Below are 15,010 nucleotides of genomic sequence, written 5' to 3'. Positions count from 1 at the left end.
AAGCCAAAAAGCACCCGAGGGCGCATCGCGCTGTCGGGTGTTGACCTCCGGGATCTCAGGTCCCGGTCGGCGGCTCGGAGTCATGCGGCTCGTCGCGGATTGGGCGCGATAAACAGGAAAGCCGCGCGAAAGTCAAGGCGATGCGGACAAATGACCGCATGACCGACTTCTTAGAAGCCGTGTGACGAGAGGCCGATGGCGCCTCATCCAACGGTTGCAGCAAAAGTACATACGCAAACAAAGCGACGTATTGGCTTGCGCAATCCGCCAGGGTTTCAGGTTTTGCCGATAAATATTGCCACTCCGGCGGCCGAATTCGCTGTCAACGCCAGTTGCAAATTATTCTGCTTATGATTCTACTTTCTACTTAAGTGCGTCCTGTAAAATGATTCGTGAATATCCTTGATGCCGAATGAATCGGCGGAGATATCGAATGTTAAATGCTGATATTGAGAGCTGGGCGCTGGCGCGGGCCCATCATATTGTCCTGAACGAAGGCCTGAATCTTGCAAAGGCGGCACAGGATCTGGATCGCAAGCGGTCCCGCTCGCTGGTCTACGAGCTGAGAAAAGTCATCACCGCAGCGATTGTTGAAGCCCATGCTGCGTCCTTCGATCCCGACGGGGCACAGCGGTAAAAGCCGAACTGCTGCCTCGATGGGTCAGCGGGCTGCAACGCCTGCCCGGCACTCACCCACTGGTAATTCCTTCGCATTTCCGCCATATACACCGGAAAGACAGACGGAATGGTACCATGAGCGCAACGGTCGAATTCGCGAGGATGAACGGGCTTGGCAACAAGATCCTGGTTGTCGACATGCGCGGCCGGCCGGACAAGGTGACGCCGGCGGCGGCGGTGGCGCTCAATGCCGATCCGCAGACTGAGTTCGATCAGATCATGGCGATCCATGATCCGAAGGCCGAAGGCACCGATGCCTTCATCGATATCCTGAATTCCGATGGCTCGAAGGCGCAGGCCTGCGGCAACGGCACGCGCTGCGTCGTGCAGGCGCTTGCCGCCGAGACCGGCAGGAAGGTCTTTACCTTCCAGACGGTCGCCAGCATCCTCAACGCCGTCGAGCACGAGGACGGGACGATTTCGGTCGATATGGGCCGGCCGGTGTTCGATTGGGACAGGATCCCGCTGGCGGAAGAATTCCACGACACCAGCCGTATCGAGTTGCAGATCGGCCCGATCGACAAGCCGGTGCTGCATTCGCCTTCGGCAATGTCGATGGGCAATCCGCATGCGATCTTCTGGGTGGACAGGGACGTGATGTCCTATGATCTCGCCCGCTTCGGACCGTTGCTCGAAAACCATCCGATGTTTCCCGAGCGCGCCAATATCACGCTGGCGCAAGTGACCTCGCCGACATCGGTGACGACGCGCACCTGGGAACGCGGCGCGGGGCTGACGCTTGCCTGCGGCTCGGCTGCCTGTTCTGCTGCCGTCAGTGCTGCGCGCATCGGCCGCACCGGCCGCAAGGTGACGATCAATGTGGCAAGCGCCAAGCCGCCGGCCACGCTTTCCATCGAATGGCGCGAGCGCGACGATCATGTCATCATGACCGGCCCGGCCGAATGGGAATGGTCGGGCAGGGTCGATCCTTCGACAGGTCTCTGGTCGCGCGAGGGTACCCGAGAGGCGGAGGCGCAGTGAGCGGCATCGAGGTCATTACCTTCGGCTGCCGCCTCAACACATATGAATCCGAAGTGATGAAGGCGCAGGCTGAGAAGGCCGGGCTCAACAACGCCATCCTGGTCAACACCTGTGCCGTGACCGGCGAGGCCGTGCGCCAGGCCCGTCAGGCGATCCGCCGGGCACGGCGCGACAATCCGCATGCCCGCATCATCGTCACCGGCTGCGCCGCGCAGACGGAAAAGCAGACCTTCGCCGAAATGGCGGAGGTCGATGCCGTGCTCGGCAACGAGGAGAAGCTGACCAGCGCCTCCTATCGCAGCCTGCCGGATTTCGGCGTTTCGGCCGAAGAGAAGCTCCGGGTCAACGACATCATGAGCGTCAAGGCGACGGCGCCGCAGATGGTCAGGCATATTGACGGCCATGTGCGCGCCTTCATCCAGGTGCAGAATGGCTGCGATCACCGCTGCACCTTCTGCATTATCCCCTATGGCCGCGGCAATTCCCGCTCGGTGCCGATGGGAGCCGTCGTCGATCAAGCCCGCAAACTGGTCGACGGCGGTTATCGCGAGATCGTGCTGACCGGGGTCGATGCCACCAGCTATGGCTGCGATCTGCCCGGTGCCCCGACGCTCGGGCTTTTGGCCAAGACGCTGCTGAAACAGATCCCTGATATCCGCCGCCTGCGGCTTTCCTCGATCGACAGCATCGAAGCCGATGCCCACCTGATGGATCTCATCGCCGACGAGCCACGCTTCATGCCGCATCTGCATCTGTCGCTGCAGCATGGCGACGACATGATCCTGAAGCGCATGAAGCGCCGGCATTTGCGCGCCGATGCGCTGCGTTTCATCGAGGATGCGCGCCGCCTCCGCCCCGAGATGAGCTTCGGTGCCGATATGATCGCCGGCTTTCCCACAGAAACCGAAGAGATGTTCGAGAATGCCGTGCGGTTGGCCGAAGAGGCTGGTATCGCCCATCTGCACGTCTTCCCCTACAGTCCGCGTCCCGGCACGCCGGCAGCGCGCATGCCGCAGCTCGACCGGTCGCTGGTCAAGGATCGCGCCGCAAGGCTGCGCGCCACTGGACATAGGCTGCATCAATCCCATCTCGATGGGATGATCGGAACCCGGCAATGGCTGCTTGTTGAAAACAACGGCCTGGCGCATACGGAGAACTTCACGCTGGTCGCCGCGCCCGGCCTTCGTCCCGGCGAACTTGTGCCGGTCACGATCACCGGCCACAATGGCAAGCATCTCGACATGCAATTGACGGCCGCAGCAGCGGCCTGACTTTCACGGAATTCCCATGGCGCTCAGTTTCATCAAAAAGGTCTTTACCTTCGGCAAGCCGGCTGAAGAACCTGTGCCTGCGGCCGTGGAAAGGGAGCTGGAGCCGCGTTCGCGCGACGAAGATCTGCCGGTTGCTGACGATCCGGTGCTGGCCGAGGAAATGGATACGGCCGGCGGGCCGGCTGCCGATATTGACGAGGGCGGGGTCGAAGCAACTGTTTCCGAAGATGATGTCGAATCCGCAATCCTGCCCGCCGCCGACCAGCTGAGCGACATGGGTGTCGTGCCGCTCTCATTGCTGGAAGCCGAGGCAGCAGCGGAGGCGGAGGCTGAAAGCCAGACGGTCGCCGAAACCGTTGCGGAACAACCCGCTTCTGTCCCTCTGGGACATCTCCCCCACGAGGCGGCAGATCCTGTGGAGACCGGAGCGCTAGAAGAGCCGGCTGAGCTCGAAGAGATCGTCGAAAAGCTTCCGGAAGAGATTCCAACTGAACGGGAAGAGATTCCGACTGAGGATGATGCGGGACTGGATTCGCCCTCCCAGCCAATCTCCCCATCTGTGGGGGAGATGCCCGGCAGGGCAGAGGGTGGTAGCCCCGAGGTAGAACCGGAGACCGGCTCTCCCATCCTCCCCAGAGGCTTTGCCACCGGCCCGAAGGTCGTCGAGCCGGAGCCCGTTGTCCTGCAGCCAAAACTCAGCTGGTTCCAGCGCCTGCGTAATGGCCTTGCACGCACCTCTTCGCAGCTGACCGGCCAGATCACCGCGCTCTTCACCAAGCGCAAGCTCGATGACGAGACGCTGCAGGATCTCGAGGACCTGCTGATCCAGGCCGATCTCGGTGTCGAGACCGCCATGCGTGTCACCGATACGCTTGCTTCCGAACGTTATGGCAAGGATGTCACCGGCGAGGATGTCAGTCGGATCATGGCGTCGGAAATCGCCAAGGTCCTGAAGCCGGTCGCCAAGCCGCTGCAGCTCGACCTCTCGCACAAGCCGCATGTCATCCTCGTCGTCGGCGTCAACGGCACCGGCAAGACCACGACCATCGGCAAGCTTGCAGCAAAGCTTTCCGGCGCCGGGCTGAAGGTGATGCTGGCTGCCGGCGATACTTTCCGTGCGGCGGCGATCGAACAGCTGAAAATCTGGGCCGACCGGACGAAATCCGAATTCATCGGCACCAAGCTCGGCGCCGATGCCGCCGGCCTTGCCTATGATGCCTTCGAACAGGCGAAGGCGAAAAAATGCGACGTGCTGATCGTCGATACCGCTGGCCGCCTGCAGAACAAGGCGGAGCTGATGGCCGAGCTCGAGAAGATCGTGCGCGTGCTCGGCAAACTCGATCCCGATGCGCCGCATACCGTGCTGCAGACGCTCGATGCCACGACCGGGCAGAACGCGCTCAGCCAGGTCGAGATCTTCCGCAACGTCGCCGGCGTCAACGGATTGATCATGACCAAGCTCGACGGCACGGCGCGCGGCGGCATACTCGTTGCCATCTCCGCCAAGCACAAGCTGCCGGTCTATTTCATCGGCGTCGGCGAGGGCGTCGAGGATCTGGAGCCGTTCGAGGCCGAGGATTTTGCCCATGCCATTGCCGGACTTGGGCAATGATGCCACAGATATGCCGCCGAAAGCCTGCAAGGCACGGCCGGAAACAGTTTCCAGGAAAACAGGTTTGAAGAACGCATGAGCACCGAAAGCGATATCACCCCGTCTGCTGCCGACCGGCACCATCCGCTGCTGAAACTGGCGCTGGAACTCGGGCCGCTGATGATCTTCTTCTTCGCCAATCTGCGCGGCCAGTGGCTGGTGGAGACGTTTCCTGCTCTTTCCGAATTGGGCGGACCGCTGTTCGTTGCGACCGGGCTGTTCATGGCGGCGACGATCATCTCGCTGATCGTATCGAAGATCGTGCTCGGCCATCTGCCGATCATGCCTTTTGTATCCGGCATCGTCGTCGTTATCTTCGGGTCGCTGTCGATCTGGCTGCAGAACGAAACCTTCATCAAGATGAAGCCGACCATCGTCAACGCGCTGTTCGGAGTGGCGCTGCTCGGCGGGCTGGCCTTCGGCAAGTCGCTGCTCGGCTATGTCTTCAACGCCGCCTTCCAGCTCGATGCCGAAGGCTGGCGCAAGCTCACCATTCGCTGGGGCATCTTCTTTCTCTTCCTCGCCGTGCTAAACGAAGTCGTCTGGCGCAATTTTTCCGACGGTACCTGGGTCGCCTTCAAGGTCTGGGGCACGATGCCGATCACGATCATCTTCACGCTGGCGCAGATGCCGCTGGTGCTGAAGCATAGCATCAACCTGGAAACGGATGGCGAGAAGTGAGCGCTGCAGAGGCCGAATACCGCGCAAGACACCAGACCTTTTGGTTCGCCGCCTGCCTTGCGGTTCTGATCATCCAGATTGCCGCCGAATATATGATGGGCCGCGTGCCGATCTGCGCCTGCGGCACTGTCAAGCTGTGGGAGGGCGGGGTCAATACCAGCGGCAATTCGCAGCATCTGTCGGATTGGTATACGCCCTCGCACATCATCCACGGCTTCCTGTTCTACGGGCTCGCGCATCTCATCCTGCGCGGCAAGCCGTTGGCGGCAAGGCTGCTGCTGGCGCTCGCCATCGAATCCGGCTGGGAGCTGCTCGAGAATTCGCCGCTCATCATCGACCGCTACCGCACGGCAACGATCGCGCTCGATTATTACGGCGACAGCATCCTGAATTCGGCGATGGACACCGTCTTCATGTGCGTCGGCTTCTTCTTCGCGCGGCGCGCGCCGGTGGCGCTCACGGTGGCGATCGCCATCTTCTTCGAGATTTTCACCGGCTACACAATCCGCGACAACCTGACGCTCAATGTTGTGATGCTGATCTGGCCGGTAGAGGCGATCAAAGTCTGGCAGGGCGGGGGTTAGGGCTTCTTTGTCCTGATAAGACGCCTCATTAGGAGACCGGCTTGCCGAGCGCCTTTTCCATCGCAGGAAAAAGCCCTTCCTTCAGGCTGATATCGTCGAAGGGGCCGACGCGCTTGTAGAGGATCGTGCCGTCTGGACCGACCAGATAGCTCTCCGGAATGCCGTAGACACCCCAGTCGATCGCTGCCTTGCCGTTCGGATCGACGCCGATCGCCCGAAAAGGGTTGCCGAGCTCGCCGAGGAAACGCAGGGCGTTGGCGCTCTGGTCCTTGTAATTGATGGCGACGATATTCAGCCGTCCGTCCTTTGCCAGTTCTTTCAAGACCGGATGTTCGTCGCGGCAGGGGAGGCACCATGAGGCGAAGACGTTGACGAGGGTCAGTTTGCCCTTGATTGCCGCATCGGTCAGCGCCGGCAGGTTGGCGCCGTCGAGAGGCGGCAGGTTCAGCGCCGGTGCCTTGGTGCCGATCAGGGCGGAGGGAATTTCTGCGATGTTCTTGCCATGGAAATCCTGGTCGTAGAGCATCTTTGCGGCCGTGGCAGCGATGCCGCCGAAGACGATGAGCGGCAGCAGCGCCAATGCGTAACGGCTCAGCCCGCGCGGCTTGGCGGCGGTGTTTTCCGGCGTGTCGTTCATTCGCCATCCCCCACGCTGTCCTTGGGGCGCGCCGAACGGCGGCGGATGCCGGCAGCCTCAAGGGCTGCAAGTTCCCTGCGGCGGGCGCGGCCGTCGGCCCAGGTCCAGGCCGTGACGGCAATCGTCACCAGGGCTGCAAAGCCATAGGAAGCGTAGACGTAGAAGGCATGCGTCACGGCTATTCCTCCCGGCTCGCCATGCGGGCAGCAAGACGGCGCTGGGCGGCAATGCGGCGGCGCCAGATCTCGTTCCTCATCGCCATGATGTGCAGCGTGAAGAAGAGCAGGGTGAAGGCGATCGCCATGACGAAGAGCGGCCGCAGGAATTCCGGATCGATCGCCGGGCCGTCGAGGCGCAGCACGCTTGCCGACTGATGCAGCGTGTTCCACCACTCGACCGAGAATTTGATGATCGGGATGTTGACGAAGCCGACGAGGATGAGCACGGCGCTGACGCGCGCGGCCTTCGACGGATCGTCGATGGCGCGGCCGAGCGCAATCAGCCCGAGATACATCAGGAAGAGAACGAAGACGGAGGTCAGCCGTGCATCCCAGACCCACCAGGTGCCCCACATCGGCTTGCCCCAGAGCGAACCGGTGACGAGTGCAAGCAGGGTAAAGGCGGCGCCGAGCGGGGCTGCGGCTTTGGCGGAGACATCGGCCAGCGGATGGCGCCAGACCAGCGTGCCGATCGCCGAGACGCTCATGATCGTATAACACATCATCGAAAGCCAGGCCGAGGGCACATGCACATACATGATGCGCACGGTCTCGCCCTGCTGGTAATCGCCTTCGGTGGCGAAGCTTAGATAGAGGCCGACCGCGAAACAGAGTGCGGTGATGCCGGCCAGCCACGGAATGGCGCGCGCCGCCAGCGCCAGAAACCGCGTCGGGTTGGCGAGGTCACTGAATTTGCTAATGGCAAGGCTCGTTTCGCTCATGTCCGCTTCCTTACCTTGAACCGGCTTTTCCCGCAATCGAACGGCCCATCAATCCGCTGTGTTTCGTAGCGCCAGGGCGGCGGCTGCCGGGCCGATGACCGCGAAGAAGAGCGTCAGGGCAATGAGGATCAGGAAGGGTGGCAGGAAGGGGGCGGGATCCTCGACTGCGGCATAGGTGGCGCTGACGCCGAAGATCAGCACCGGAATGGTCAGCGGCAGCACGAGGATCGAGACCAGCAGGCCGCCGCGGGGCAGCGCCACGGCAACGGCAGCACCCACGGCGCCGATGAAGGTGATGGCGGGCGAGCCGACCAGCAGCGTCAGCATGGTCGCGCCGATCGCCGTCTCGTCCATGTTCATGAAGAGGCCGAGCAACGGCGAGGCGATAACGAGCGGCAGGCTGGTGGCCGTCCAATGGGCAAGGCATTTGACCAGCACGGTCAGGACCAGGGGCGTTTCCTGAATCAGCATCAGGTCGAGCGATCCGTCGTCGCGTTCGGCCTGGAACAGGCGGTCGAGGCCGAGAAGGGCGGCGAGCAGCGCGCCGATCCAGACGATGGCGGGGCCGATACGCGACAGCAGCTTGAGATCGGGACCAACGCCGAAGGGAATGACGGCGACGATGGTCAGGAAGAACAGCACGCCGATCAGCGCACCGCCGCCAGCGCGAATCGAGAGCTTCAGGTCGCGGAGAAAGAGGGCGGTCATGCGCGGCGGCTCTCTGCATGTGCGGTGGACGGGGTAGCTACGTCGAAAAGCATCAACCCCATACCCCATGATCCACACCGGCAAAGCCCGTCATCTTCAATTCCTGCGAATTCCTCAGCCCCAGCGGCTGATGCGTTGCCGCCAGCACGATGCCGCCCCTTGCCAGATACGCCGTGATCAAATCGGCAAGCAGCCCGTCGGCGTTGGCATCGAGTGCCGCGGTCGGCTCGTCGAGGATCCAGACGGGACGGTGGGCGACGAGCAGTTTGGCGAAGGCTATCCGGCGCTGCTGGCCGGCGGAGAGATAACCGAAGGGAAGGTGGGTGATGCCGGAAAGGCCGACGGCGTCAGCGGCGTCCTCGACGGAAAGGGCGGCAGCGGAGCCTGTATTGCCGAGAAAGCTGCGCCAGAAATCGAGGTTTTCTGCAACCGTAAGTTCGTTCTTCATCGCATTTCTATGACCGAGGTAGTGGCTTACTTCGCCGGCATGTCTGTCTGCCCCGCTCTCTCCATCGTGAAATTTGACGGTGCCTTTTTCCGGCCTGAGGAGGCCGGCCACGACACGCAACAAAGTGGACTTTCCCGATCCATTTCTACCGGTCAGGACAAGCGCCTCGCCGGCTGCCAAGTGAAAGGAAATGTTAACGAAAATGAGATCCTCACCGCGCCTTGCAGCCAGATTTTCGGCGGTGAGATGCATGCGTCGGCTCTTTCTTGGTTTCGGCTCGCGGAGGGGTCAAAAAATGTCCGATTTTGACTGTGCTCGGGTATGGCAAGTTTTTAGGAAATTATCTATAAGACCTGCAACCACGCCAGCGGTCGGCGTGAATTTCATCCTTGCGCCGAACTTGGAGCGTCTGTTCCACGTGCGGACAGCGGAAATGGCCGTACCCGCATCCTGATGTGCATTAAGTGCATAGGCGTTCGCACGACTGTGTTGGCTATCAGAAACGGGGTATCTCGTGTCTAAATCTCTTGACAGTTTCAATTGTCGTTCCACGCTTTCCGTCAACGGGAAGGACTATGTCTATTACAGCCTGCCCAAGGCTGAGGCAAACGGTCTGGCCGGCGTGTCGAAGCTTCCCTATTCGATGAAGGTGCTGCTCGAAAACCTGCTGCGCTTCGAAGACGGCCAGTCGGTCACCAAGGAGCACATCCTGGCTGTCGCCGAATGGCTGAACAACAAGGGTGCGGTCGAAAACGAAATCGCCTATCGCCCGGCGCGTGTGCTGATGCAGGACTTCACCGGCGTTCCCGCCGTCGTCGATCTTGCCGCGATGCGCGACGCGATGGTGTCGCTCGGCGGCGATCCCGAGAAGATCAACCCGCTCGTTCCCGTCGATCTCGTCATCGACCACTCCGTCATCGTCGACGAATTCGGCACGCCGCAGGCCTTCGCCCGCAACGTCGAGCTGGAATACCAGCGCAACGGCGAGCGCTACCGTTTCCTGAAGTGGGGCCAGCAGGCCTTCAAGAATTTCCGCGTCGTGCCTCCCGGCACCGGCATCTGTCATCAGGTCAATCTCGAATATCTCGGCCAGACCGTCTGGACCAAGGAAGAGGACGGCGAGACGATCGCCTATCCGGATACTTGCGTCGGCACCGACAGCCACACGACGATGATCAACGGTCTCGGCGTTCTCGGCTGGGGTGTGGGCGGTATCGAAGCGGAAGCTGCGATGCTCGGCCAGCCGGTCTCGATGCTGCTGCCCGAAGTCATCGGCTTCAAGCTGACCGGCAAACTCAAGGAAGGCGTCACGGCGACCGACCTCGTTCTCACCGTCGTGCAGATGCTGCGCAAGAAGGGCGTCGTTTCGAAGTTCGTCGAATTTTTCGGCCCCGGCATGGACAACATGCCGCTCGCCGACCGCGCGACGATCGGCAACATGGGCCCGGAATACGGCGCGACCTGCGGCTTCTTCCCGGTCGACGGCGAAACCATCAACTACCTCACCATGTCCGGCCGCACGCATGACCGGATCGCCCTCGTCGAAGCCTATTCGAAGGCCCAGGGCATGTGGCGTGAGGGCGACGGTTCCGAGCTCGTCTTCACCGATACGCTGGAACTCGATCTGAACGATGTCGTGCCGTCGATGGCCGGCCCGAAGCGTCCGGAAGGCCGCATTTCGCTTGAGAACATCGCGACCGGTTTTGCCGGCTCGATGGATGCCGACTACAAGAAGCCCGGCCAGTTGAACAACCGCTATGCCGTCGAAGGCACCGACTTCGATCTCGGCCATGGCGATGTGGCGATCGCCGCCATCACGTCGTGCACCAACACCTCCAACCCGTCAGTGCTGATCGCCGCCGGCCTTCTTGCCCGCAACGCCGTTGCCAAGGGACTGAAGACGAAGCCGTGGGTGAAGACCTCGCTGGCACCGGGAAGCCAAGTCGTCGGCGAATATCTCGCCAAGTCGGGCCTGCAGGCCGACCTCGACAAGCTTGGCTTCAACCTCGTCGGTTTCGGCTGCACCACCTGCATCGGTAATTCCGGCCCGCTGCCGGCACCGATCTCGAAGACGATCAACGACAAGGGCCTTATCGTTTCCGGCGTTCTGTCCGGCAACCGCAACTTCGAAGGCCGCATCTCGCCCGACGTGCAGGCGAACTATCTCGCATCCCCGCCGCTGGTCGTCGCTTATGCGCTTGCCGGCACGGTGCAGACGGATCTGACCAAGGAGCCGATCGGCGAGGACCAGAGCGGCAACCCGGTTTATCTCAAGGACATCTGGCCGACCTCGAAGGAAGTTCAGGAATTCATCCTGAAATACGTGACCCGCGAGCTTTACGAAAGCAAGTATGCCGACGTCTTCAAGGGCGACGTCAACTGGCAGGCCGTTCAGATCCCGCCGGGCCAGACCTATGCCTGGGACGACAATTCGACCTATGTGCAGAACCCGCCCTACTTCGTCGGCATGGGCAAGAAGGGCAGCGGCGTTTCCGACATCAAGGGCGCCCGCGTCCTCGGCCTGTTCGGCGACAAGATCACCACCGACCACATCTCGCCCGCCGGTTCGATCAAGGCGGCATCGCCGGCCGGCGCCTACCTCATCGACCACGACGTCGCCGTTGCCGACTTCAACCAGTACGGCACGCGCCGCGGCAACCATGAAGTGATGATGCGCGGCACCTTCGCCAATATCCGCATCCGCAACCACATCCTCGGCCCGAACGGCAAGGAAGGTGGCTACACCATCCATTACCCGTCGAAGGAAGAGACCTCGATCTACGACGCCGCGATGCAGTACAAGCAGGAAGGCGTGCCGCTCGTCATCTTCGCCGGTGTCGAATATGGCAATGGCTCCTCCCGCGACTGGGCTGCCAAGGGCACCAACCTGCTCGGCGTCAAGGCGGTGGTCGCCCAATCCTTCGAGCGCATCCATCGCTCGAACCTGGTCGGCATGGGCATCATCCCCTTCGTCTTCGAAGAGGGCACGACCTGGCAGAGCCTCGGCCTCAAGGGCGACGAACTCGTCACCATCGAAGGTCTGGAAAAGATCAAGCCACGCGAGAAGAAGATCGCCAGGATCACCTATGGCGACGGCACCGTGAAGGAGGTTCCGCTGCTGTCGCGCGTCGATACGCTCGACGAGGTAGTCTACCTCAACAATGGCGGCATCCTGCAGACGGTTCTGCGCGACCTCGCTGCCTGATTTTTAAGACACTCACATGACAATGGCCGCCGGAGAGCAGTTTCCGGCGGTTTTTCTTTGCGGCGACAGTCTTTAAACGGGGCTCACGATGATTTGTTTTACGCAAGTTCCCGTCTAGCTACGTCTCACCCGTTCGTGACTTTTCGTTTGAACCCGGAAGGATTATTCGTACGTTCATATGTCAGGGCCTCCGGTTCCAACATGCCGTCGGCGCTGAAAAAGAGGTGCAGGTGAATGTCCCCCCGTTTTTTGATTCCGCTGATCGCCGGCGTTGTTCTCTCGGGCCCGTTGCAGGCCGAAGACGGCACACCGAAAGGTGTCGTCGAACTCTTCACGGCGCAGGGCTGCTCCTCCTGTCCTCCTGCTGATGCCGCTTTCCGCAAGCTGGTGAACCAGGGCGATGTCATCGCGCTCGCCTATCATGTCGATTACTGGAACTATCTCGGTTGGGCCGATACGCTGAGTTCCAAGGAAAATACCGAGCGGCAGTATGGCTATGCCAAGACAATGGGCCGCAGCAACGTCTACACGCCGCAGGCGATCGTCAATGGACGCGGCCATCTGGCCGGCGCCGATCTCAATGGCATCAACAGCCAGATCGACACCTATAGCAGCGAAGGCAATGGGCTGACCGTTCCGATCAGTGCCGCGATGCGCGGCGATGAGCTGGAGATCAAGATCGGCGCGGGACAGGGCAAAGCCAATGTCGTGATGGTCTATTTCGACAAGGAAAAGACCATCGACGTCGAAAAGGGCGAGAACAGCGGCCAGAAGATCTCCTATCTCCACAGCGTCACCAATGTCGAAACCGTCGGCATGTGGGACGGCAAGGCGACCAGTCTGACGCTGCCGGCCAGCGTGCTGCAGCGGCCGCAGCTCGAGGGCTGCGCGATTCTGCTTCAATCGGCAACCGCAGACGGCGATCCGGCTGCGATCCTTGGCGCGACCGTGGTGATGGCTGGCAAAAATATCTGAAATTTCATCCGGCTGCGGATGAAATGCTGGGGCGGCCCGGCCGAGCGTATTCGGGGCTGGGGTTAAGGTCGATACGCTCCGCCGGGCCCTTTGGCGCGCTGGCGCCAAACTGGAGCTCATAAATCTCCTGCAAATGAGGCGCTGTTTTGACTGAAATGCGGCGCTGCGGAGAAAGCGTTGGCCTGCCCAGCGCCCTTGCCCGAGAGACGCGCGGCGCTGTAGTGCGGCTGAATGTGACAGCCGGCACTCTTGCAATTTGCGGCAGCTCGGGCAAACTGTCACTCTCCTGTCATATGTGGAGGCCTTGTGAGACTGATGACAGATCAGCCGGATTTGCGACACGGCGAAAGCCGTTCCGTCGACCACAGTTCCTCAGTCGTCGTCGATCTCAGGGAATACAAGCAAAGCAAGGACCCGCTTCCGGTGACCTTCCACCGGCGCGAACTGGACGCGATCCTCTGGATCTACGGTCGGATGGTCGGTGATGGTGAATGGCGCGACTACGCCATCGATCACCTGAAGGACAGGGCGGTCTTTTCCGTTTTCAAGCGTTCCGGTGAAATGCCGCTCTTCCGCATCGAGAAAAACCCGAAGCTCGCCGCCAAGCAGGGCGCCTATTGCGTGATCAGCGTCAACGGCACGATCCTGAAGCGCGGTCACGAGCTGAACCAGGTGCTGAAGGTCTTCGACAAGGCCCTGAAGCTCGTCGACAAGTAAACCATATCAGCCGTTAAACAGCGTGCCGGGATAGGTCGACGGGTCCGGATCTGCGCTCATACCCTCACCGAGGGCGCGCTGCATGAACATCGTATCCAGCCAGCGGCCGTGTTTGTAGCCGGTGCCCTTCATCAGGCCAACCTCCTCGAAGCCGGCCGTGCGATGAAGCGCGATCGAGGCGGGGCTGGCGCCGCCGATGACGGCTGCCATCTGACGAAAGCCGAGGGTGGTGCAACGGATGATCAGTTCGGCGAGCAGCGCCTTGCCGATGCCGCGGCCGCGGGCTTGCGGCGCCAGATAAATCGAATCCTCGACCAGCCAGCGATAGGCAGGACGCGTGCGGAAGGCCGAGGCGTAGGCGTAGCCGAGCAAGGCCCCGTCCGTGCCGATGGCTGCGATATAGGGATATTGCTGGCCGACGATGGCCGCAAAACGTTGCGCCATCTCGGCCTCGGAGGGCGGGACGATCTCATAGCTCGCGACGCCGTTCAGGACCGATTCGCGATAGATATCGGCAATGGCGGGAATATCGGCGTTCGAAGCATCGCGCAGGAGGAAGGACATTTCAGCAGCATATCCATAAGGGCGGCAGGGGCTTTCTAAAACCATTCCGTGAAAGCCTGCGCAACAAAAAAGGCGGCCGAAGCCGCCTTTTCGATCTCAGTCTGCCCTGCTTATTTACGGTTGCCCATGAACTGCAGCAGGAACATGAAGAGGTTGATGAAGTCGAGATAGAGCGTCAGCGCACCCATGATCGCCTTGCGGCCGGCCACGGCGACGTCATCGGCTTCCAGGTACAATTCCTTGATCCGCTGCGTATCGTAGGCCGTGAGGCCTGCGAAGATCAGTACGCCGAGTACCGAGATCGCGAACTGCACGGCGGACGACGCCAGGAAGATGTTGACGATCGAGGCGATGATCAGGCCGAAAAGACCCATCATCAGGAACGAGCCCATCGCCGACAGATTACGCTTTGTCGTGTAGCCGTAAAGCGACAGCGCGCCGAACGAGGCGGCGGTGACGAAGAAGGTCTGAACGACGCTCTGACCCGTGTAGATCAGGAAGATCGACGAGAGCGACAGGCCGACGAGCGCGGCGTAGACCGCAAAGGTCGTCTGGGCGGCGGCCACCGTCATCGTATTGATCCGGAAGCTCAGGAAGAACACCAGAGCCAGCGGCGCCAGAATGACAACCCACTTCAGCGGGCTTACATAGATCGCCTGACCGAAAGCGGTCAGCTCACCATTGGCGAAGGCGAATTGGAACGACAGATATGCGGCCACACCGGTGATCGCCAGACCCAGCGCCATCAGGTTGTAGACCTTGAGCATATAAGCGCGCAGGCCTTGATCAATCATCTCGCCGGTCTGAGCGCGGCTTTGATAGTTACGAAGATCAGCCATAGTTTCCTCTTACAAGCTCCGATGGAAATACGGTGTCGGGGTTTTCGACCCGGGCGCCGCTGCGGAGCTCCAGCATGCCTGCGGATAATATGAGGCTTTCGCCCTTTGCAAACAAGAGGCTTGCAAAGGCT

At 61.2% G+C, this 15,010-nt stretch carries 16 protein-coding genes; 9 read left to right on the top strand and 7 right to left on the bottom strand.

The genetic code is table 11. The features are described 5' to 3' along the window. The first annotated feature begins 412 nt into the window (after positions 1–412). From AC244Q_RS21165 to AC244Q_RS21140, 6 genes are all read left to right on the top strand, one after another. Entirely contained in the window at positions 413–637 is a 225-nt protein-coding gene (locus AC244Q_RS21165; protein ID WP_017962453.1) for a hypothetical protein, read from the top strand. A gap of 116 nt (positions 638–753) precedes the next feature. Then, positions 754–1,659, top strand: a complete 906-nt coding sequence (gene dapF / locus AC244Q_RS21160) for a diaminopimelate epimerase (protein WP_113546739.1) — start codon at positions 754–756, stop codon at positions 1,657–1,659. Beyond that, positions 1,656–2,930: a tRNA (N(6)-L-threonylcarbamoyladenosine(37)-C(2))-methylthiotransferase MtaB gene (gene mtaB / locus AC244Q_RS21155; protein ID WP_113546740.1), complete on the top strand. Its 1,275-nt coding sequence runs from the start codon at positions 1,656–1,658 to the stop codon at positions 2,928–2,930. Before dapF ends, mtaB begins: the two co-directional genes overlap by 4 nt. 16 nt (positions 2,931–2,946) lie before the next feature. Next, a complete protein-coding gene (gene ftsY, locus AC244Q_RS21150; RefSeq protein WP_113546741.1) occupies positions 2,947–4,542 on the top strand; it encodes a signal recognition particle-docking protein FtsY in 1,596 nt (531 codons plus the stop codon). Positions 4,543–4,617: 75 nt separating this feature from the next. Further along, positions 4,618–5,262, top strand: coding sequence for a septation protein A (locus AC244Q_RS21145; RefSeq protein ID WP_033181889.1), 645 nt, complete (start codon positions 4,618–4,620; stop codon positions 5,260–5,262). Then, positions 5,259–5,846 (top strand): DUF2585 domain-containing protein, encoded by a 588-nt coding sequence (locus AC244Q_RS21140; RefSeq protein WP_113546742.1) that lies wholly within the window; start codon positions 5,259–5,261, stop codon positions 5,844–5,846. The genes AC244Q_RS21145 and AC244Q_RS21140 overlap by 4 nt, the downstream gene beginning before the upstream one ends. 28 nt (positions 5,847–5,874) lie before the next feature. Here the strand turns inward: AC244Q_RS21140 and AC244Q_RS21135 are convergent, their stop codons facing one another. Genes AC244Q_RS21135 through ccmA form a run of 5 tightly spaced genes read right to left on the bottom strand, consistent with a single transcriptional unit; the run spans position 5,875 to position 8,831 of the window. Continuing rightward, positions 5,875–6,483: a DsbE family thiol:disulfide interchange protein gene (locus AC244Q_RS21135; RefSeq protein WP_105007638.1), complete on the bottom strand. Its 609-nt coding sequence runs from the start codon at positions 6,481–6,483 to the stop codon at positions 5,875–5,877. Then, complete coding sequence (gene ccmD, locus AC244Q_RS21130) at positions 6,480–6,659, bottom strand: heme exporter protein CcmD (protein WP_012759361.1); 180 nt, start codon at positions 6,657–6,659, stop codon at positions 6,480–6,482. The genes AC244Q_RS21135 and ccmD overlap by 4 nt, the downstream gene beginning before the upstream one ends. 2 nt (positions 6,660–6,661) lie before the next feature. Beyond that, positions 6,662–7,423: a heme ABC transporter permease gene (locus tag AC244Q_RS21125; RefSeq protein ID WP_012759360.1), complete on the bottom strand. Its 762-nt coding sequence runs from the start codon at positions 7,421–7,423 to the stop codon at positions 6,662–6,664. Positions 7,424–7,471: 48 nt separating this feature from the next. After that, complete coding sequence (gene ccmB / locus AC244Q_RS21120) at positions 7,472–8,131, bottom strand: heme exporter protein CcmB (protein ID WP_012759359.1); 660 nt, start codon at positions 8,129–8,131, stop codon at positions 7,472–7,474. A 52-nt stretch (positions 8,132–8,183) separates the two neighbouring features. Then, positions 8,184–8,831 carry a heme ABC exporter ATP-binding protein CcmA gene (gene ccmA, locus AC244Q_RS21115; protein WP_012759358.1) on the bottom strand — a complete coding sequence of 216 codons (648 nt, stop codon included), beginning with the start codon at positions 8,829–8,831 and terminating at the stop codon, positions 8,184–8,186. A gap of 262 nt (positions 8,832–9,093) precedes the next feature. Between ccmA and acnA the strand changes: the two genes are divergently transcribed. The 3 genes from acnA to AC244Q_RS21100 all read left to right on the top strand — a co-directional run bounded on the left by acnA (position 9,094) and on the right by AC244Q_RS21100 (position 13,476). After that, complete coding sequence (acnA, locus tag AC244Q_RS21110) at positions 9,094–11,784, top strand: aconitate hydratase AcnA (RefSeq protein WP_113546743.1); 2,691 nt, start codon at positions 9,094–9,096, stop codon at positions 11,782–11,784. Between the two features lie 234 nt (positions 11,785–12,018). Next, positions 12,019–12,759, top strand: a complete 741-nt coding sequence (locus AC244Q_RS21105; protein WP_012759356.1) for a DUF1223 domain-containing protein — start codon at positions 12,019–12,021, stop codon at positions 12,757–12,759. Between the two features lie 315 nt (positions 12,760–13,074). Then, entirely contained in the window at positions 13,075–13,476 is a 402-nt protein-coding gene (locus tag AC244Q_RS21100; RefSeq protein ID WP_041935591.1) for a DUF2794 domain-containing protein, read from the top strand. Between the two features lie 6 nt (positions 13,477–13,482). Here the strand turns inward: AC244Q_RS21100 and AC244Q_RS21095 are convergent, their stop codons facing one another. Next, a complete protein-coding gene (locus tag AC244Q_RS21095; RefSeq protein WP_041935590.1) occupies positions 13,483–14,040 on the bottom strand; it encodes a GNAT family N-acetyltransferase in 558 nt (185 codons plus the stop codon). Positions 14,041–14,150: 110 nt separating this feature from the next. Next, complete coding sequence (locus AC244Q_RS21090; RefSeq protein WP_012759353.1) at positions 14,151–14,879, bottom strand: Bax inhibitor-1/YccA family protein; 729 nt, start codon at positions 14,877–14,879, stop codon at positions 14,151–14,153. Positions 14,880–15,010 lie beyond the last annotated feature (131 nt).

It is taken from the genome of Rhizobium sp. CB2179, from assembly GCF_057653455.1.
This window is presented reverse-complemented; position numbering and strand designations above follow the sequence as displayed.